Annotated in this window: 16 protein-coding genes; 6 read left to right on the top strand and 10 right to left on the bottom strand. The window is 70.6% G+C overall.

The annotated features are described in order from the left end of the window. Window positions 1-138: 138 nt before the first annotated feature. Window positions 139-1,524 carry a Crp/Fnr family transcriptional regulator gene (locus BM339_RS42125; protein WP_075024478.1) on the bottom strand — a complete coding sequence of 462 codons (1,386 nt, stop codon included), beginning with the start codon at window positions 1,522-1,524 and terminating at the stop codon, window positions 139-141. Window positions 1,525-2,390: 866 nt separating this feature from the next. Between BM339_RS42125 and BM339_RS42130 the strand changes: the two genes are divergently transcribed. The 5 genes from BM339_RS42130 (at window position 2,391) to BM339_RS42150 (ending at window position 7,308) form a co-directional block, all read left to right on the top strand. Continuing rightward, a complete protein-coding gene (locus BM339_RS42130; RefSeq protein ID WP_021592634.1) occupies window positions 2,391-3,263 on the top strand; it encodes a helix-turn-helix domain-containing protein in 873 nt (290 codons plus the stop codon). A gap of 255 nt (window positions 3,264-3,518) precedes the next feature. Beyond that, the gene (locus BM339_RS42135; protein WP_021592635.1) at window positions 3,519-3,731 is read left to right on the top strand and encodes a DUF397 domain-containing protein; all 213 of its coding nucleotides are present in this window, start codon (window positions 3,519-3,521) and stop codon (window positions 3,729-3,731) included. 286 nt (window positions 3,732-4,017) lie between these two features. After that, entirely contained in the window at window positions 4,018-5,082 is a 1,065-nt protein-coding gene (locus BM339_RS42140) for an alpha/beta fold hydrolase (protein ID WP_075024479.1), read from the top strand. Window positions 5,083-5,392: 310 nt separating this feature from the next. Continuing rightward, complete coding sequence (locus BM339_RS49265) at window positions 5,393-5,773, top strand: effector-associated constant component EACC1 (RefSeq protein WP_075024480.1); 381 nt, start codon at window positions 5,393-5,395, stop codon at window positions 5,771-5,773. Next, on the top strand, window positions 5,737-7,308 hold the full coding sequence (locus BM339_RS42150) for a caspase, EACC1-associated type (protein WP_075024481.1): 1,572 nt from the start codon (window positions 5,737-5,739) through the stop codon (window positions 7,306-7,308). Before BM339_RS49265 ends, BM339_RS42150 begins: the two co-directional genes overlap by 37 nt. 46 nt (window positions 7,309-7,354) lie before the next feature. On the opposite strand, the gene BM339_RS42155 is transcribed toward BM339_RS42150, so the two are convergent. Continuing rightward, window positions 7,355-8,182 (bottom strand): NAD(P)H-binding protein, encoded by an 828-nt coding sequence (locus tag BM339_RS42155; protein WP_075024482.1) that lies wholly within the window; start codon window positions 8,180-8,182, stop codon window positions 7,355-7,357. A gap of 12 nt (window positions 8,183-8,194) precedes the next feature. Then, window positions 8,195-8,860, bottom strand: coding sequence for an SDR family oxidoreductase (locus tag BM339_RS42160; protein ID WP_021592640.1), 666 nt, complete (start codon window positions 8,858-8,860; stop codon window positions 8,195-8,197). Between the two features lie 78 nt (window positions 8,861-8,938). Here BM339_RS42160 and BM339_RS42165 point away from each other — a divergent pair, with 78 nt between their 5' ends. After that, the gene (locus BM339_RS42165; RefSeq protein ID WP_021592641.1) at window positions 8,939-9,817 is read left to right on the top strand and encodes a LysR family transcriptional regulator; all 879 of its coding nucleotides are present in this window, start codon (window positions 8,939-8,941) and stop codon (window positions 9,815-9,817) included. Here the strand turns inward: BM339_RS42165 and BM339_RS42170 are convergent. The 7 genes from BM339_RS42170 to BM339_RS42200 all read right to left on the bottom strand — a co-directional run bounded on the left by BM339_RS42170 (window position 9,807) and on the right by BM339_RS42200 (window position 19,114). Next, a complete protein-coding gene (locus BM339_RS42170) occupies window positions 9,807-12,746 on the bottom strand; it encodes a right-handed parallel beta-helix repeat-containing protein (protein ID WP_075024483.1) in 2,940 nt (979 codons plus the stop codon). The genes BM339_RS42165 and BM339_RS42170 overlap by 11 nt on opposite strands. A 70-nt stretch (window positions 12,747-12,816) precedes the next feature. Continuing rightward, entirely contained in the window at window positions 12,817-13,434 is a 618-nt protein-coding gene (locus BM339_RS42175) for an alpha-ketoglutarate-dependent dioxygenase AlkB (RefSeq protein ID WP_075024484.1), read from the bottom strand. Between the two features lie 42 nt (window positions 13,435-13,476). Next, window positions 13,477-15,411 (bottom strand): ABC1 kinase family protein, encoded by a 1,935-nt coding sequence (locus BM339_RS42180; protein ID WP_256255788.1) that lies wholly within the window; start codon window positions 15,409-15,411, stop codon window positions 13,477-13,479. Window positions 15,412-15,541: 130 nt separating this feature from the next. After that, window positions 15,542-16,408 carry a helix-turn-helix domain-containing protein gene (locus tag BM339_RS42185; protein ID WP_021592645.1) on the bottom strand — a complete coding sequence of 289 codons (867 nt, stop codon included), beginning with the start codon at window positions 16,406-16,408 and terminating at the stop codon, window positions 15,542-15,544. A 193-nt stretch (window positions 16,409-16,601) separates the two neighbouring features. Next, window positions 16,602-17,639, bottom strand: a complete 1,038-nt coding sequence (locus BM339_RS42190) for a helix-turn-helix domain-containing protein (protein WP_021592646.1) — start codon at window positions 17,637-17,639, stop codon at window positions 16,602-16,604. A gap of 16 nt (window positions 17,640-17,655) precedes the next feature. Then, window positions 17,656-18,297: a hypothetical protein gene (locus BM339_RS42195; protein WP_075024535.1), complete on the bottom strand. Its 642-nt coding sequence runs from the start codon at window positions 18,295-18,297 to the stop codon at window positions 17,656-17,658. A 40-nt stretch (window positions 18,298-18,337) separates the two neighbouring features. Next, window positions 18,338-19,114 carry a glutamate ABC transporter substrate-binding protein gene (locus tag BM339_RS42200; RefSeq protein WP_161790971.1) on the bottom strand — a complete coding sequence of 259 codons (777 nt, stop codon included), beginning with the start codon at window positions 19,112-19,114 and terminating at the stop codon, window positions 18,338-18,340. Between the last annotated feature and the right edge of the window lie 15 nt (window positions 19,115-19,129).

Consider the following 19,129-nt stretch of genomic DNA (forward strand, 5'->3'; position numbering starts at 1 on the left):
CGGCCACGTCCCATCCGGGCATCGTGCACGGCCTACCAGTGGGTCCGGCAGTGCCCTGGACGCGAAGAACCCCGCGGCGCCGGTGCACGCGGGGTCGGGGGTTCGGCGGCCCGCGCGGGGGGACGGGCCGGCGGGGGGTCAGATCGCCGATTCGGCGGGGAGGCCGTGCAGGTGGATCCAGCCTTCGACGTCCGAATCCTTCACTCGGCAGCTGACCTGCTCGTACTCGGTGGCCTTCACATAGCCGGGGCTGTGGACGATCACGGAGTCGTACACGAAGCGCGACGCGATGACGCCGAGGTCGGCGCCGGTCGCGGCGAGCCGCTGCTTCAGCGGCGGCGCGTCGAGCAGCCGGGCGGTCGTGATGATCGACGATCCGGACACGCCGGGCGGATCGGGCATCACGGGGCCGACGTTCACCGCGACCCTGAGCTGGATGCGCACGGCCTCGCTCGACCGGTGGTTGTGGCGGCGCAGCCGCATGCCGAGCGACACCAGCATCGGGTCGATCACCGCGGCGGTCGTGACCCGCGGCGGGACGACGATGAGCGCGCCGTCGCCGCGGTCTTCGATGTGGCAGCCGTCCCAGGGGACGCCGGAGTCCTCGAAGGCCTCCTGGAGGGCCCGGTACATGGCGCGGCGCACGTCGATCCGGTCGGCGTCGTCGCGGTCGGGGGAACTGAACCCGGCGACGTCGGTGTACACGATGGTGCAGTTCTGGCCGGCCCAGGACGCTCCTTTACGCCGGGGGAAGTCCATCGGCTGCGTCGGCTGTTCGTAGGACGCCTCGACGACCGCGCCGATGGTGTGGGCCGGCAAAGGCGCGTTGGTCATGGGCGCGTTGGTCAAGTAGGCCGCGCCGCCTGTGCGGGGGTCGGGTACCGCGTAGGCGCCGGCCACCGTGAAGGGCCCCGTCATCGCGTACTGGTAGTGCGGAAGGACCGGCACGTACGCCGACGCGTAGGGCTGCGGGGGCCCGTACTGGGCCGCGGGGCCGTACGGGTGCATCGGTCCGGTGGCGTACTGCGGCGGCTGCGCCGAACCGTGCTGTTCGGTCATCCGGTCGTACATCTCGTGTTCCAGGACGGCCACGACGCGCGGGTGGTCGCTGAGGTAGGCGACGAACTCCTGTGTGGACAGGAGCAGGGCGTGCAGCGTGTCCATCGCGACGACGGTGGCCGAGCGGCGGCGCAGCATCAGCGCGGCACGTTCGCCCAGGATGTCGCCGGGGCCGCGGAAGGCGATGATCCGCTCGCGGCCGTCCCGCTCGACGCTGACCCGCACCGAGCCCGACTTGATCACGATGGTCTGGTCGGCGGACTGGCCCTCGGCCCACAGCACCGCGCCGACCGGGTACACGACCTCGCGCGCGGACGCGAGGAACGCGGCCTGCTCGATCGTGGTCAGGGACGGCCAGAACCCCTGCCGGCGGGCGGTCTCGGCCGGCCGGGCGGACCGCGGCCGCGGCATCAGCTCGGAGTTGACCATCTGGTCCGGGTCGTGGTCGCGGGCGTGGTCGTTCACTGAACCACCCGCCTCGGGCCGGACCGGACGGGACGTGGCGACCCCGTGGGGTGTGGGGGGTGGACGGCGAAGGTCGGGGAAGAAGACTGCAGCTCTGACATGACAGGGACCCCATGCCTCGAATCGTGACACCGGCCTCCGGTCGGGGGGTGCCGGGAGGCGCCCGGCACCGGTCGGGGGCGGCCGATGTTCACTTCACCTATGGCCCGGACCGCGTGATCGCGGTTAGACTGGGTGAGTCCGCAGAAACGTTTTGGCAGGTCAGCCCGGATCTTTCTGCGTCTTCGCAGGTGTCTGCGCAGACCGGCCCGGACGTTCTCGTGCGGCCCTGGGAGTCGCTCTCCGCTCTCCCGCGATCGTCTTGGCTGCCAGACCGGTGATCGTCGGGAAGCGGCGGGCGACTCTGTTTTTCGCCTCTGACAGTGTTCGTGGGTGTGCTTCCGGCTCTGCCGAAGTCATGTGCTCCGTCGTGCCCTCCCGTCCGGCGCGCGCCGGGTCCGTCGTTCGTTCTGCGCCGGCGGCGCCCCTGGCCCCGTGGCCGCCGGTGGAGTGCGGACCGGGCGCGCGTCCCGCCCGAGGCCCTCACTCTGAGTCAGTGTTGACCCTGACGATACGTTGCACCGCGTTCGGTCGCAACTAGTCTTCTGCTATTCTGCTACCTAGCACTTTAGTACATGGTCTCAAGGTATGCAGCAGTCTGGAAGCTCTAGATGCGAGATTCGGGCGATATGACGGGGTCTGATGCCCACAGTGAAGATCGCTTTACCGGGACATATAGCGCAGTGACGTCATGTGGGATGTGAGGTCCCGGTATGCCATGTAGCATCCAGGTTGGTGGCATCAACTACGGACAGTGAGCGATAACGATGACCAGTGACCAGGGGCCCATAGTCCAGAGCGCACTGCTGCGCACCGAGCTGGTACGCCTGCGCAAGGAGAAGAACCTGACGCAAGAGCAGGTGGCGCGGGAACTGGAGTGGTCTCCGTCGAAGCTGATCCGTGTGGAGGGCGGTAAGAACGCCATCACCAGGACGGACCTGCAAGCGCTCCTCAGGGTGTACGGAGTGAACTCGGAAGGGCGTCAGGAGCGGCTCCAGGCACTGGCCCGCGGTGCACGCGAGCCCGCCTGGTGGAACCAGTACCGCAGTGAGCTCGATCCCAGTTTCCTCGCCTATGTGGGCTACTCGGCCGGTGCGGCCTACATCCGGCAGTTCCACGGGACGGTCATCCCCGGGCTGATCCAGACGCCCGAGTACGCCGAGGTGCTCTCGACCGGCAAGTCGTCCGAGACGGGACGCGTGCTCGCCGCTAAGCTGCGCATCCAGCGCCAGCAGGAGCTGGCCAAGCGCGAGAACCCGCCCCGCCAGCACTACATCATCGACGAGGCGGTCATCCGCCGGCACGTCGGCATCAAGATCGACCCGGCGATCATGCCGGCGCAGCTCAACCACATCGCCGACGCGTCCGAGAGCAACGACCTGCTGACCGTCCGGGTGCTCCCGTTCAAGGCCGGGGCGCACCTCGGGCTGGAGGGGCCCTTCAGCGTCCTGGAGTTCGACGGCGACCTCGGCGACATCCTCTACCTGGAGGGCCGGCAGGGCGCCAGTCTGATGATCACCGGTGACGACCCCCGGATCCCCGAGTACCGGGACAGCTTCGAGCTGCTGCTGGAGCAGGCGCTGTCGGCCGAGGAGTCGATCGCCCTGATGCGCCAGTGCGCGGAAGACCTCATGGCCTGACTGACTACCGGACCGTAACTCAACCGGGAGGTGACCGCGGCACCAGCATCCCCAAGGCGAGTGGCCGTCATAACACTCTGAGTGATCTTGTGTTCCCTTGTAGGCGGGATAACTAGAACCGTTTACACTCTTGATCGGGAAATTATCCACAAGGTCGTGGTTTGTTGTGCCCAACTTGATGCTCGCCCGGTGGTCGCCCCCGCCCGATCGGCAGGACGTGACGGCAACCGCCGACCATGGATGGAGGGTTGCTGAATGGTGTACCGGTCCGACCTGGAGACCGCACTGAACTGGCGAAAGGCCAGCGCAAGCCAGGATTCGAACGACTGCGTGGAAGTCGCGGCCCAGGGGCCGTCCGTCCTGGTCCGCGACTCGCGTAACCGCTCCGCCGGCGTCGTCACCCTCGCTCCCGCAGCGTGGCGGACTCTCCTGAACGCCATCCAGAACGGAGATCTGGACGGCCGTTGAGTCACCAGACTCATTTCCCCTGTAAATCTCAGGAATTGTCGAATACCACGACGCTGTGAAGTATTGACCGACGACTCTTGACAGGACCCGCGGGGTCGGAGGAGTTCGCGCGCTGCCCTGAGCGAACCCTGAACCTACCCTGAAACGTCCCTGAACGCCCTGTTCCGGTGGGGGAACCGCCCCTAGCTTGATCGTCAGAGGTCCCCGGCCACGGCCGGGTCGGGGACCGTGACGCCCGCACGCACGAGCCGGCGTATCCGACGTCCCCTCCACGGGAAGGCCATTCATGCTGCGCCAACACGGGCTCGCCCTCTGGGCGGCGGCCGCCGCCGGGGCCGTGGCGCTCACCGGCGCCGCCGCTCCCCTCCAGCCGAGCCCGGCCGCGGCCTCGCCCGCCATCGACTGGCGCCCCTGCGGCGACGACGGCAAGGCCGAGTGCGCCACGCTCCGGCTGCCGGTCGACTGGTCGCGCCCGGACGGCCCCACGTTCGGCCTCGCCATCGCCCGCCGCAAGGCCCTCGACCCGTCCGCCCGCGTCGGGACGCTCGTCTTCGGGCCCGGCGGCCCCGGCGACTCCGGCGTCCAGCGCGTCACCGACGGCGTCGACCGGTTCAGCGACCGGCTCCGCCGGCACTTCGACATCGTCAGCTTCGACCCGCGCGGGGTCGGCGCCAGCAACCCGGTGACGTGCTCGGCCGACCTCGTCGCGAGCGCCCCCTCACCGATGATCAAGAGCGCCGCGGGCTTCCGGGCGACGCTCGACCACAACGCCAGCCTCCGCGCCGACTGCCGCGAACGCACCGGACCCCTGTACGACCACGCCGACACGCTCAGCTTCCCGAAGCGCGTCCGCGCGATGGTCCTGGAGAGCGTCAACGATCACAGCGTCCCCGACACCCGCCGCTTCCTGACTTCCGAGCTGGCCGCCGCGCAGGACTCCTTCGACCAGTTCGTCGCCTGGTGCGGACGCACGAAAGACTGCGCCCTGCACGGCAAGGACGTCCGCGCCGTCTGGCGTGACCTGCGCGCCCGCGCCGCCCGCGGCGAACTCCCCGACCCGTCCGACCCGAGCACCCCGCTCCCCGAGTTCGCCCTGGTCCTGATGGCCTACAAGAGTTTCTACGGCCCCGACTGGTCGGACCTCGCCAAGAACCTGGCCGCCCTCAACGCATCCCAACCCGTGAGGCCCGCGCTCGCCGAGAAGCCGACGGCCAAGGAGACCACCAAGGACCCGTTCACCGCGCAGTTCTGCTCCGACTGGAGCCTGCCCGTCCGCGACTACGCCGAGTACGCGCAGCTCATGCGGCAGACGACCCTCCCCCCACCCACCAAAACCTGCTCCTCCACCTGACCACCCCACACACCCCAGGGGCCGACCACCACCGGTCGGCCCCTTCGTTTGCTCGGCGTCGAGTCCGCGCGCTTCCTAGCAGTTGGCCACTTGCAGTTCTGGGGGGCTTGGAATTCCGTGTTTTCCACGTATCGCGTGGCGATATTGCAGGTGAATTATCCGAAGATGAGTGGAATGCCCGCGGCTACTCGGTGGTGTATTCCAAATCGAGACCTGGAGGGTGCCCTCCCGCGTGGATGGGGGCGCGTCAATTTAATGAGGGCGCGACACGAGGGAAGAGAGCAATGGTAATTCGGCGAAAGAGTGATCTATGACGCGAACCGTCCTGGTCGAGATCCACGAGCGCGGCGCCGATCCGGTGCGGCTGGACCAGCTCAGCCGTCATCTGCTGAAAGACCTGCGGAGAGTCGGAGTGCAGGCCGAGCGGCGGGCCGTCCGGGCGCCCGCGGGGGCGAAGTCCGGATCGGCGGTGGCGATCGCGACGCTCCTCGTCGGCCTCGGCGGCACGCCGGCCATGAAGGCGTTCGTGAATGGGATCTTCGGCTGGCTCGGTCCGCGGAGAGGAAACATCAAGATCAGTTGCGGTGACAGGTCGGTGGAACTGTCCGCGGCGACTCCGGGGGAACGGCGGGAACTGCTCGAATGGCTGCTGACATGCGACGAGGAAACGCGGGACGGGCGCGGAGACTAGCGCTTCTGCTGGCCTCGGACCGCTACGAGGATCCGGGGCTCGGCTCGCTGCGCTCACCCGCCCATGACGTGCGGGCCCTGTCCGCCGCGCTGGCGGACCCGAGGATCGGCGGGTTCGAGGTGGACGACGTGTTCAACCGGCCGGCGCACGAGGTGAACGCCGCGATCGAGGACTTCTTCTGCGACCGGCGGCCCGATGACGTGCTCCTGCTCTACGTCTCGTCCCACGGGGTGAAGGACGACGCGGGGCGGCTGTACTTCGCGACGTCCAACACCCGGGTGAACAGGCTCGGATCGACCGGGATCGCGTCGACGTTCGTGAGCGAGCAGATGTCCCACAGCATGTCGCGCAACATCATCCTGCTGCTGGACTGCTGCTACAGCGGGGCGTTCGTCGAGGGCATGGTCGTGCGGGGTGGTGGGAGTGTCGGGATCAACGAGCGGCTGAGCGGCTCCGGACGGGCGATCCTGTCGTCGTCCTCGGCGCTGGAGTACGCCTTCGAACTCGACCGGCGGCGGGTGACCAAGGAGATCTCGCGTTACCCGTCCCAGGACGAGAGCGGCGGGCCGTCGGTCTTCACCGAGGCGCTCGTGCGCGGCCTCACCACCGGGGAGGCCGATCGGAACCGGGACGGGCGGATCTCCATCGACGAGCTGTACGACTACACGTACTCCGAGGTCACCGCCGCGAACCCGAACCAGACGCCGACCAAGTTCTCCGACGTCAGCGGCGAGCTGATCGTCGCGTTCAGTCCCGGGACGGCCCGCCCGCCGGCGCTGCCGGAGGAGGTTTCCTCGGCGGTCGGGCATCCGCTGACGTCCGTGCGCGCCGCCGCCGTGACCACGCTGAAGGACCTGGCGCTGGCCGGGGACGAGGCCGGGCGGCTCGCCTACGAACGGCTGAGGACGCTGCTCGGCGACGACAGCCGCATGGTGGCGACCGGCGCCCGCGAGGCCATGGCGGAGGTCGACCGGGTACGGCCCTTCGAGGAGCGTCGGCGGGTGACGGCGCCCCCGCCCCCGGGTCCCTTCCAGTCCGGAGGAGCCTGGAGGCCGCCGGGGCCGCCGTCTCGACCGTGGCCGCCCCCGCCGCCGGCCGCTCCCGTCGCTCCGCCGGCGCAGGGTTGGGAGGAGCCTTTGCGTGGTGGATCGGTGCTGGCCTATCTGCTGCCGTTCTTCGCGAGCCTGCTGCTCGTCTTCAGCCGGAGCCGGAACGTCAGGTACCACGCGGTGCAGTGCGGGCTCATCGACGCGGTGACGACCGTCTACGTCGTCCTCACGGTGCTCCCGCTCGGTATCTACGCGGATATCAGGTACGGCACGGAGCCGGTGCCTGGGGGAGACGTCCCCTTCATCGCCTGGACGGTGACGTTGCTCCTCACGCCCTGCGTGCTGCGCGGCTACTGCCTGGTCCAGCTCGCTCGGAAGGGGACGGCCCGGATCAAGTTCCTCGGGACCCTGGCGCGCCGGGTCGTCTACGGACCGCAGGGTGCCACCGAGATGTTCCAGTCGCCGTACCGGTGGTCGCAGACCTGAGGGGCCGCGCCTCGGGGCCGGTCAAGCCGGTGCCGGGGCGCGGCCGTCACGCGAAGGCGGTGATGTGGGTTCTGGTCCAGTCGGCGAAGGTTCGGGGCGGGGTGCCGGTGACGTCCTGGACGGTGGGGCGGACGACCGACTCGTCCAGGGAGCCGTTGACGTAGAAGTCGAAGAACGCGTCGACGTACTCGGCGGGCATCTGGCCGGTCATCTCGGCGCGGGCCTCGTCGTCCGGCTGCGCCTCGAAGCGCAGGTCGCGGCCGAGGGTCTCGCCGAGGATCGTGACCTGGTCGGACGGGAGGAGGGATTCCGGGCCGGTCGGGTAGTAGGTCCGGCCCTCGTGGCCGTCGTCCAGCAGGGCCGTGGCGGCGACGGCGGCGATGTCGTGCGGGTCGACGACGGCGGCCCGGACGTTCGCGAAGGGCAGCCGCACGGTGTCGCCGGCCCGTAGTTGCGGGAGCCAGCGGAGCGCGTTCGACATGAACGCGCTCGGCCGGAGGATCGTCCACGGCAGGCCGGAGTCGTGGACGGCCCGTTCGGTGACGACCATGTAGCGGGTAACGGCGTTCGACATGTCGCCGCTGCCCGCCGAACCACCAGAAAGCTGGACGACGCGCTCGACTCCGGCACGCCGGGCTTCGGCGAGGACGCCCGGCATGTCGCGGTAGCCCGGGAGCAGGAAGACGCCCGAGGCCCCGTCCAGCGCGGGTGCCAGGGACGCGGGGTCGTCGAGGTCGCCCGTCACGTACTCGACGCCGTCGAGGGTGGACGGCGGCACCTTGCGGACGAGCGCCCGCACCGGTTCGCCGGACGACGCGAGGATGGAGACCAGCTCCGAGCCGATGTTTCCCGTGGAACCGGCGACCACGATCATGTCAGTGTCCTTTCACCAGGGGAGGGGGCGGCCGTCGCGGAAGAACCCGCCGGTCGGGCCGTCGTCGGGGAGGGTCGCGGCCCACACCACGCTCGCCGCCCCGTCGGCGACGGGACGCCCGCCGGGCCCGCCCATGTCGGTCGCGACCCAGCCGGGGCAGACCGCGTTGACGAGGACGCCGTCGGCGCGCAGTTCGGCCGCGAGCATGCGGGTCAGCGCGTTGAGCGCGACCTTGGACGCGGTGTAGGCGGGGGTGCCGCCGCCCATGTTGGTCAGCGAGGCGGCCTCGCTGGAGACGTTCACGATCCGTCCGTGCCGGCTGCGCCGCAGGAGGGGGAGCAGCGCCTGTGTCAGCCGCCACGGGCCGTACAGGTTGGTCTCGGCGGCCTCCCGGACGACGGCCAGGTCCGCGGTCGAGGCCCGCTGCCACGTGTCGTAGGTGATCGCGGCGTTGTTGACCAGGACGTCCAGCGCGCCGATCTCGGCGGCGACCCGCTCGATGTCCGCGGCGGAGGTGACGTCCAGCCGGACCGGTGTCGCACCGACCTCCTTGGCGGCGTGTTCGGCCGCCTCCGGCGAGCGTGCTCCGAGCAGGACGTCGTGGCCCTGCGCCGAGAGCAGCCTGCACACCTCGCGGCCGATGCCGCGGTTCGCTCCGGTGACCAGCGAGACCGTCATGCCGTACCTCCCCCGTCGCGACGATCTTTGCTCGGGTGACCGTCGCGCGTCCAATGGCGGCCGTGATTACCATCGGTTATGGATGCGCATCTGCGGGATCTGCGGTACTTCGTGGCGGTCGCCGAGGAGTTGTCCTTCACCCGGGCGGCCGAGCGGCTCTTCGTGTCGCAGCCGGCGCTGAGCAAGCAGGTCAGGCAGCTGGAGGAGCAGCTGCGGGTGCGCCTGTTCGATCGCGACCGGCGGGCCGTCGCGCTGACGGCGGCGGGACGGGCCCTGCTCCCCGCGGCCCGCGACATGCTCTGCGGCTGGGACGAGGTCCAGCGGGCGGTGAGCGACGCGGCGGCGCGGGAGGCGTCCGTGCTGACCGTGGGCATGTCCACCAGCGTCGGGCGCGGCCTGATCGCGGACATGCGGGAGCGGTTCGCGGAGCGCCGTCCCACCTGGAGCATCCGGTTCCGCCAGGTCAACTGGGACGACCCCACGGCCGGCCTGGCGGACGGTGATGTCGATGTGGCGTTCGTGTGGCTGCCGGTCCCGCGCCAGGAGACGTTGAACATCCAGGTGGTCGCCGAGGAGCCGCGCTATGTCGCGTTCAGGGACGACCACCCGCTCGCCGGACGCGCGACCGTCGCGTTCGAAGAACTCCTGGACGAACCCTTCATCGCGCTTCCCGAGACCGCCGGCCCCTTACGCGACTTCTGGCTCGCTCTGGATGAGCGCGACGGAAGGCCCGTCCGGGTCGGCGCGACCGCCTCCAACGCCGACGAGACCTTCGCCGCCTTGGAGGACGGCAGCGGCATAGTGCTGATGGCGTCCGGCAACGTCGACATCTACCGGCGCCCGGGAGTTACCGCGATCCCGGTGACGGGACTGTCTCCGAGCCGGCTGGCTCTGGCGTGGCGTGCCGGCGACCACAGGAACGTGATCCGCGACCTGCTCCACACCGCTAAGACCTGACGTCCTCCGGCAGGAGTGTCGCGAGCTGCTCCGTGGTGAGCTCCGCACCGGAGTTGGCGAGTTGCTCGGTTCGGCGGGCGTGGGCGGTCACGGCGGCGCGGAAGAGCTTGTCGACCTCGCGGCCGTTGCCCTGCCGGAACCGGTCGTGGTTCGCCTTCAGGTGGACGGTGAGGGCCTGCCTGGTCGGGTCCGGGACGCGGTAGTCCGCCGCCTTGGCCTTGCCCAGGAAGATCGAGACGAGGCCGTCCACGCTGTAGGGGTGGAAGGTCAGCGTCCGGGCGAAACGCGAGGCGAGACCGGGGTTCGTGGCGAGGAATCCGTCCATCTCGGACGTGTATCCGGCCGCGATGACGATGACCTCGTCGCGGTGGTCCTCCATCAGCTTGACGAGCGTGTCGATGGCCTCCTGGCCGAAATCGTGGCCCGATCCCGAAGGACGCGACAGCGAGTACGCCTCGTCGATGAACAGCACACCGCCCCGCGCGCGCTCGAAGACCTCCGCCGTCTTCTGCGCCGTCTGCCCGACGTACTGCCCGACCAGGTCCACCCGCGCGGCCTCGACGACCTGCCCCTGCGCGAGGACGCCGAGTGCGGCGAGCAGTTCCCCGTACAGGCGGGCCACGGTCGTCTTACCTGTTCCCGGGGGACCGGCGAAGATCAGGTGTCCGGTGAACGGCTCGGCCTCCAGCCCGGCGGCACGACGCCGCCGGGCCGAGGCGATCAGGTCCAGCAGGTCGCCGATGTCGCGTTTCACCTCGTCCAGGCCGGTCATCGCGGTCAGCCGGTCGAGGACGGTGCGCACCTGGCCCGGGTCCCGCGCCTCCCCGAACCGGGCGGCGAGGCCGGTCTCGACGTCGAGGTCCTCGGCGAGCAGCAGGGACAGCTCCTCGCCGGAGGGCAGCTCGTCCATGTCGGCGAAGCGCTGCGCCTGCCGCTCGACCGCCGCCTCGAACGTCCGGCGCGCCGCCCGGCCGTTGCCGAACGTCGCGTCCCGCTTCACCGACGCGAAGTGCTCCAGGATCGCCTGCCGCGCGTCGTCGGCGAGCCGGTAGCCGTCCTTCTCCGCCTGCGCCGCGGTGATCTGGACGAGTTCGGCCGGGCTGTAGTTCTCGAACTCGACCGTCCGGGAGATCCGCGACTTCAGACCCGGGTTGGCGGCGAGGAATTCGCGCATCTCCGCCGAGTATCCGGCCGCGATGACGACGACCTCGTCGCGGTGGTCCTCCATCAGCTTGACGAGGGTGTCGATGGCCTCCTGCCCGAAGTCGGTGCCGGTCGTCGCGCGGGCCAGGGTGTAGGCCTCGTCGATGAACAGCACGCCGCCTCTGGCGCGGTCGAACGCCTCGGTCGTCTTCAGGGCCGTCCCGCCGACGTTCTCCGAGACGAGGTCGCCCCGGCTCACCTCGATGACCTGGCCCTTCTCGACCACACCGAGCGCCGCCAGGATCCCGCCGTACAGCCGCGCGACGGTCGTCTTGCCCGTTCCGGGCGGGCCCGCGAACACCATGTGGCGGCCGATCGCCGGGCCGGGCGGCAGGCCCGCGAGGCGGCGCTGCTCGGCGACCTTCTGCAGGTTCGTCAGCTTCCGGATCTCGCGCTTGACGCCGGCGAGCCCGATCATCGCGTCCAGCTCGGCCAGCAGGACGTCCGCGGACGCGGTGCCGCCGGTCTGCGTCCGGGCGGGTTCAGGGGTCTTCTCGACCGGTGCCGCGGGTTCGCTGACCTGCGTGGTCACCGTGCTGGGGTTGTCGGGGTCGAGCTGGTCGGGCCGGCCGTTGCGGTCGCTCGTCAGCCCGTCGATGTCCACGGCGGCGCCGCGGGACACGAAGACGCCCGCTCCGCTGTTCTCCACCACCGTGCAGCGGCGGACGGTCAGCTCGCCGCCCGGCTCCACGCTCACCCCGGCCAGCCCGCTGCCGGTGATCGTCGTCCCGTCCAGCAGGGCGCGCGCTCCGGCGCCGAGCCCGGCGCCGACCCTCCCGGAGTCGGCGACGCGTCCCCGGACGACCGTGACGTTCGCCTGGTCGGTGAAGGACAGCCCGTTGGTCGACGCCCCGACGATCTCGCAGTCCTCCAGGAGCGCGACGCCCCTCTCGACGACCACGCCGGTGCGGCGCGGCGCGTCCATCGTGATCCGGCGGGCGGTCAGCGAACCGCCGGTCGCGACCCACAGCGCGTCCGCCCCGGCGCCGGCGATCAGGCAGTCCTCCGCGACCGCGTTGCCCTTCTCCACGGCGATCAGGGACGACTCGCCCGAGTCGTGGAAGGCGCAGTTGCGGACGGCCGCGTCCGCGCGGTCGTCGACCCGGATGCCGGCGCTCGCCGGGTTGCTGATCGTGCACTGCTCGATCAGCGGGCGCGACCCCTCGGTCACCCAGATGCCGTGCTGGCCCGCGTCGGTCACCCGGCACGACCGGATGGTCACCGTGCTGCCGCTGCGGATCGCCACCGCGTTGCCGTCCGTGCCGGAGACGGAGCTGCCCTCCATGACCCCGGAGGCGGCGCTGTAGACGACCGCGCCGTCCTGCACCTGGCACTCCCGCAGCGCCAGCCGCGCGCCCTGCGCCGCCCGCACCGCGAGGTCGGACCGGCTCACGAACTCGCACTGCTCCGCGAGGACGCTGCCCTCCGCGACCTCCAGCGCGAGGCCCTGGGCACTCCAGTTCCGGACGATCAGCCCCTGCAGCGTCACCTGCCCGGTGACCTCGATCGTGGCGTCGGTGGCGCCGTCCAGCGTCACCGTGCCGGGCCCGCCCACCGCCGTCAGGACGAAGTCGCCCGAACTGTGGAAGCCGGTGTTCGGATACAGCCCCGGCTCGATCAGGATGTGCCGCCCGGCCGGACCGTACACGGGCAGCGGCGCCTGCAGCGCGTCCAGCACCGTCCGATACGCCCCGGGGGAGGTCTGTGAAACGACCAGACGCAGCAACGGCCCTCCTCACGAATCACCGTAATGGTGCCATGAGGCGGCGGGCCCTCGCCCGTTTCCCCTCCCGGCTTCAGCGGACCCCGCGCGGCCTGAACTGGACGCTGATCCGGGCGCCCTTCACGCGGGTGCTCTTGGGGATCGCGTGTTCCCACGTCCGCTGGCAGCTCCCGCCCATCACGATGAGGTCGCCGTGGCCGAGTTCGTGCCGGATCGTCGGGCCGCCCCCGCGCGGGCGCAGCAGCAGGCTCCGCGGCGTGCCGACCGAGAGGATCGCCACCATCGTGTCGTGCGTCGCGCCCCGCCCGATCCTGTCGCCGTGCCAGGCCACGCTGTCGCGGCCGTCCCGGTACAGGCAGAGCCCGGCCGTGCGGAACGGCTCACCGAGCTCCTCGGCATAGTGCTCGTTGAGCGCCGCCTTCGCCTCGTCCAGGACGGGATCGGGCAGTTCGTCGTCCTCGTCGTAGAACGCCAGCAGGCGAGGGACGTCCACGACCTTCTCGTACATGCGCCGGCGTTCCGCGCGCCACGGGACACCGTCCAGGAGACGCTCGAAGAGCGCGTCCGCCGCGGGGATCCAGGCGGGCAGGACGTCCACCCAGGCGCCGTGCGCCAGCCGGGTCCGCCGCGCCGACCGCAGCGGGCGAGGTCCGCGCTCGTCGGTGTCGTCCAGCAGCGACCCTTGGAACATGCCCCCACTGTATCCAGCGGGTCAAACATGTGTTCGATCATGTCACCGGCGGAAGATCACCGCCAGCACGCGCAGGGACAGCACCGAGCAGATCACCAGCCCGCAGTAGCCGAAGAACTGGAACAGGGAGACCTCCGGCGTCATGGCCGGGCCGTCGTCCAGGCCGAGCAGCATCACCGCCATCACCCCGGCCGTCGAGGCGAGGACGGTGAGCAGCACCTGCTGGAGGAGGCCGGTGACCGTCCGCCGGTCCGCCTCGTCCGCGAACAGCCGGACGTTCATGGTCAGCCGGCCGGCCTCCGCGGCGGCCGCGATGCGGTCGAGGCGGCGCGGGAGCCGGCGCAGCATCGGCATCAGGCTGACCAACTCGTCGCTCGCGGCCTCCTGGAGGGACGCGGGCCGCAGCCGCTCCCGCAGGTAGGTCTCGCCGAACGCCTGCGCCTCCTGGACGATGCCGAAGCCCGGCGCCAGCTCCGTCAGCCCGCCCTCCAGCGTCGCGAGCGCCCGGAACACCGCGGCGATCTCCGCCGGGACGGCCAGGTCGAACCGCGCGACCAGCCGGAACAGGTCGGTGAACATCGTCATGTCCGGGGTGGTGCCGGGGCCGAGGTGGCGGGCCATGAAAGCGCCGAGCGCGCGGGCGAGGGCCTGCTCGTCCAACTCGTCGGGGCGGGCCGTGAACTCCAGGAACGCGTCCGTCACCGCGACCGCGTCGCCCCGGTTCATCGCGATGAGCATCCGCTGCAGGCCGCCGCGGAGCTCGCTGTCGAGCCGCCCGACGGACCCGAAGTCGATTAGGCCGAGGCGGCCGTCGTCGAGCAGCAGGATGTTGCCCGGGTGCGGGTCGGCGTGGAACACCCCGTCCAGGACGATCTGCCGCAGGACGGTGTCGAGGAGGGTGTTCGCGAGCTTCGTCCGGTCCACGCCCCGGGCGTCGATGCGCGGGCCCGCCTTGCCGAGCGCGACCCCGTCCAGGCGCTGCATGACGAGGACGCGGCTCGTGCACAGGTCGTCGTAGGGGCGCGGGATGACGACGTCGCCGCCGCGCGCGGTCGCCGCCACGGACGCCATGTTGCGCGCCTCGACGCGGAAGTCGAGCTCCTCGCGCAGCGCCTCGGCGAACCCGTGCGCGAGATCGACGACGCCGAACGCCCTGGCCCATCCGGCGCGGTCGTGCAGCGTCCGGGCGAGGCGGCCGACGATGTCCAGGTCGCGCTCCACGACCGCGCGGACGCCCGGCCGCTGGACCTTGACGACGACCTCCTCGCCCGACCGGAGCGTGGCCGCGTGCACCTGCGCGACGGACGCGGCGGCGAGCGGCGTGCGGTCGAAGGCGGCGAACACCTCGCCCGGGTCGCCCAGCTCCCGCCGGAGCACGCGCTCGATCTCCGGCCACGGGACGGGCGTCGCGCGGTCCTGGAGCCGCCCGAGCTCCTGGACGAACTCCGCCGGCAGGACGTCCCGCCGCGTCGACAGGACCTGCCCGAGCTTCACGAACACGACACCGCCCTGCTCCAGGGCATGGGTGAACGAGCGCGCCGTGTGCGGGTTCGGCTTGGCGCGTCCCCGCAGGTAGGGGCCGAGGCCGTGGCGGAGGAAGATGAACGAGATCCGCCGGTACCGGCGCGTCCGCGCCATCCGCGACCGGACGCCGCCGAACCACGCCAGCGGGGACGGGACGGTCCCGGACGGGACGAACGCCTCCCACAGCACCAGGGTCGTCATCGAGACCAGCAGCGCGCAGGCGAACCCGAGGCAGACGAACCAGAGCAGCGGCGTCACCTCACGGCGGTCGCCGAGGTCGCCGATCAGCGCCGTGATGATCGGGCTCGCGACGCCCTGCCCGAGCGCGCCGGCCACCACCGTCCTGAACGGGGAGAACCGGACGTTGAGGAGCCGCCTCGCCCCGTACGCCATGACCCACGTGTTGATCGCCGTTCCGCTGATGAACGCGACGACCGCCGCCGAACTGTTCACTTTCCTACCGCCCGCAGAATCGCTTGCCCGTCGCGGCGACGCTACGGAGCGGGGAACCGGGCCCGCCTCCCGCCCGCGGGGGAGCCCGCTCGCCCCGGCGGGTGATCACCGGCCGGGCGGCGGCGCGCGGTCAGAGGTCGCGCAGGAGACCTCGGAGCAACGAGGCGGTGCGGGTGGGACGGGCCGCGCGGATCGCGAGCAGATCCATGATCCGCTGGTAGCGGAAGGCCTCCTCGCCTTCCGGGTAGCGCGCGCCGGTCAGCTGCTCCAGGTAGATCACGTCCTCCAGGTCGTGCTCGGCGAACCGGACGATCGTGATCGGACCGCCCAGCGCCAGATGCCCGCCCGCGGAGAACGGCAGCACCTGGAGTTTCACGTTGTGCATGCCCTCCGACACCGCGATCAGGTGCTCGATCTGGCCGCGCATCGTGTCCGGCCCGCCGATCGGCCGCCGCAGCGCCGCCTCGTCGATCACCGCCCACAGGGTCGCCGCGCCGGTCTGCCGGTGCAGGATCTCCTGCCGCCGCATCCGCACGTCGAGACGCCGTTCGAAACCCTCGTACGCCGCGTCGTGGTATTCGAGCCCGATTACGGAGCGCGCATAATCGCGCGTTTGCAGCAGGCCCGGAATATATTGCACCTCGTAACAGCGAATTGTCGCCCCCGACTGTTCGAGGCCGAGATACTGCTCGAACCAGCTCGGCACGACATCGCTGTAGCTCTGCCACCAGCCGGGTTTGCGCGCCTCCTCGACGAGCTCGACGAAACTCGCGCGCTCGTCCTCGTCGTCGACGCCGTAGAGGGTGAGCAGGTCGAGCACGTCCCGGACCTTGAAGCCGTGTCGTCCCAGCTCAAGTCGGCTCATCTTGGACGCCGACCCGTGGATGGCCTCGCCCGCCTCCACCCGGCTGAGGCCCCTGTCCTCGCGCAGGCGTCGTAACCGCGCGCCGATCTGCATGCGCAGCGCGGTCGGGCCCGCCTCCCGATTGTCCAGCACAAGATCTCCAGCGTCCGCATACGTCCGTCCCGGCGACTCCCCGGGAGGGTCTCACAACTAATGGCGAGTGTGCAGGAGACCTCCGGACAGAGATATATAACTCGGTGTGCGCGTTGTACAAATCACATCATCGTGTTAAACGGGTTCCTAAAGGACCGTTCCATTGACCCAGAGACGGCAGGGGCTGCCGGGTTCAGCGGTGCGGGACCAGGAGGTCGAGATCGGCCCGGGTCACCCGGGAGCGCTCGGCCACCTCGTCCCGGTCCACCCCGGCCTGGCCGACGATCTCGATCGCGCGGGTCAGCATGGTCGGCCGCTCCAGCCCCCGGGCCGGGCCCGGCTCGCGCCGCCGCCAGCCCCGCGCGCTCATCGCGCTCATCGCGTTCCGGTACGCGGTCTCCTTCATGATCCCGAGCGTCCGCGCGCGGTAGAGGAGCGCGGCCATGCTGACACCCCAGGTGCTCTTCAGCGACGCCAGCCGCTCCCAGTCGGGCGTCGGCGGGAGTTCGGCGGCGATGCCCTCCTCGGGCATGAGGAACTCGGCGGCGAACCGGTGCGCCTGATCCTCGACGATCTTCTCTCCGGGCTCGGCGTCGGCGTGCATCACGAGATGGCCCAGCTCATGGGCCCCGTCGAACCGGTTCCGCCAGTAGTCGCCCTTGGCCGGGTTGAAGAACACCATCGGCCGCGGGTGGACGCCCACGCTGAACGCGTCGACCCGCTCGGCGGCCTCCGGCAGGACGAGGACGATCACGCCGTGCGACTCCAGCAGCCTGACGACGTGCGGCACCGGGCCCGGCTGGTCGAGCAGGGCCTTCCTGGTCAGCCGGGCCGCCTCGACGGGACCGGGACCGGCGATCTCGTCCGGTGAGACCGGGTACTCGGGCAGGGCCACCTCGGGGAAGTCGACGTGCTCCTCCAGGGCGGCGACGACGTCGGTGGCGATCCGCCCGTAGGCCAGCGCCTGGTCGCGCTCGATCTGGCTGGTCGATCGCAGTGACCGGAAGTGGGCACCGTCCATGGAGACGGGGCTGCGCCCGGTGTGGAAGAACTCGACCGGCACGCCGAGCGCGATCGCCAGCCGCCGCAGGGTCGTCTCCTCGGGCTTCTGGACGCCCGCCTCGTACTGCCCGATCGCCTTCGGCGTCGTCCCGACGGCCATGGCGAGCTGGTTCTTGCGCAGCCCCCGGAGGCGCCGGGCAAGCGTCAGCCGCTCGCAGTCGAACAGCACCCTGCGCCACCCTTTGCTAGGCCGTTCTCGTCTCCCCGCGAAGCCGCATGGGCACGTCTCGTTCATCGTCGCCCCAGAGCGGCATCGTCCGCTCGACGAGCTTACGACGTGGATCGGCGCCGATGGTGTCGTCCAGAGGTTTCACCCAGTGCCAGGCCGTGCCGCCGTCCGCGTTCCACCTGGGACGTCCCAGGAAGAGCTCCATTTCCAGCGGCTCCTCACTGGCACTGTGCGCGAGCACGAGCGTCACCACGCCGGGCGTGTCGCTGTGGCCGATTCCGAGCGGGAGCGCCAGCTGCGGGTCGTCGAGGTAGCTCTGCTGCGCGACGGACTGCTTGGTGGGGCTGTCGCGATCCCACCGGATGCCCCGCACGTTGCCGAACTCGTGGTGCTTGAGCAGGACGCGGTAGCGCCCGTACCGCCACCCGGGCGACCCGTTCAGATCGTCCCGCGTTACCAGGGGCTCGCCCTCGAAGATCCGGTCTATCTGCGAGGTGAGGACGTCGAAGGCGCTGACCCCGTAGGACCGCTCCGTGAACCCCGCCGCCCGGCTCAGCCCGCCGAACACGGCCAGCGTCGCTTCGCGGTGGGCCTCCCGGAGCGCGTGCAGAAACCCCACCTGGAGCAACTCTCCCCAGACAACCTGCTCCTCAGCCATACCCTCGACCCTAACGACCGCCACCGACACTCCAGCGGGGTCACTCCGTGCAGCCCTCGAACTGCGGGACGGTTCCGACCAGCGTGATCCCGCTGCGCCCGAACCATTTCTTGAGCAATTGGCCGGCCGTCCCGTCCTGATACATCGTCGTGAGGGCGTGGTTCACCCGCTCGCACCCCTCGACATCGCCCTTCCGCATTCCTACGCCGTAACGCTCGTCCGTGAAGGGCGCGTTGATGATTCTCAAATCCGGCGCCGCGAACCCGGCCAGCACGAGATCTCCGGTGGACACCGCGTCGACCGCCCCGCCCCGCAGTTTCGCGACGCAGTCGCTGTAGGACGACCCGGGGACGAGCCGCGCCGGAACGCTCAACCCGGTCACCACACGCTCGGTCGACACCGACCCGCTCGCCTCGCACATCTTCCGCCCCGCGAGATCGCGCACCCCCCGAATCCGAGCCTCGCCACGCCGCACCATGACGTCCTGATGGGCGACGTAGTACGGCCCGCCGAACGTCACGAGCTTGGCCCTATCGGGGGTGATCGAGTAGGACGCCAGGACGAGGTCGACCACGTGATCCTTGAGCTTCCGCTCCCGGTCGTCCGACCTGACCTCCCGGAATTCGACCCGGGACGCACCGAGATGCCGGGCGATGTAGCGGCCCACATCGACCTCGAATCCCTGGAAAACCCCGTCCTTCCTCAGCCCGAGTCCGGGTTGGTCGGCCTTCACCCCGACGACGATGACCTCTCCTCCGCCGATCGAGGCCCCGGCGTTCGCGCACGCCACAACACCGAAGGACAAGAGCAGAAGCACGAGAATGGCACGCAC

Source organism: Actinomadura madurae (genome assembly GCF_900115095.1).
In the GTDB taxonomy this organism is placed as follows: domain Bacteria; phylum Actinomycetota; class Actinomycetes; order Streptosporangiales; family Streptosporangiaceae; genus Spirillospora; species Spirillospora madurae.

Excerpts from the sequence above, each read along its gene's own strand:
- BM339_RS42130 (WP_021592634.1), top strand. The coding sequence starts at position 2,391 with ATGACCAGTGACCAGGGGCCCATAGTCCAGAGCGCACTGCTGCGCACC.
- BM339_RS42135 (WP_021592635.1), top strand. The coding sequence starts at position 3,519 with ATGGTGTACCGGTCCGACCTGGAGACCGCACTGAACTGGCGAAAGGCC.
- BM339_RS42140 (WP_075024479.1), top strand. The coding sequence starts at position 4,018 with ATGCTGCGCCAACACGGGCTCGCCCTCTGGGCGGCGGCCGCCGCCGGG.
- BM339_RS49265 (WP_075024480.1), top strand. The coding sequence starts at position 5,393 with ATGACGCGAACCGTCCTGGTCGAGATCCACGAGCGCGGCGCCGATCCG.
- BM339_RS42150 (WP_075024481.1), top strand. The coding sequence starts at position 5,737 with ATGCGACGAGGAAACGCGGGACGGGCGCGGAGACTAGCGCTTCTGCTG.
- BM339_RS42155 (WP_075024482.1), bottom strand. The coding sequence starts at position 8,182 with ATGATCGTGGTCGCCGGTTCCACGGGAAACATCGGCTCGGAGCTGGTC.
- BM339_RS42160 (WP_021592640.1), bottom strand. The coding sequence starts at position 8,860 with ATGACGGTCTCGCTGGTCACCGGAGCGAACCGCGGCATCGGCCGCGAG.
- BM339_RS42165 (WP_021592641.1), top strand. The coding sequence starts at position 8,939 with ATGGATGCGCATCTGCGGGATCTGCGGTACTTCGTGGCGGTCGCCGAG.
- BM339_RS42175 (WP_075024484.1), bottom strand. The coding sequence starts at position 13,434 with ATGTTCCAAGGGTCGCTGCTGGACGACACCGACGAGCGCGGACCTCGC.
- BM339_RS42195 (WP_075024535.1), bottom strand. The coding sequence starts at position 18,297 with ATGGCTGAGGAGCAGGTTGTCTGGGGAGAGTTGCTCCAGGTGGGGTTT.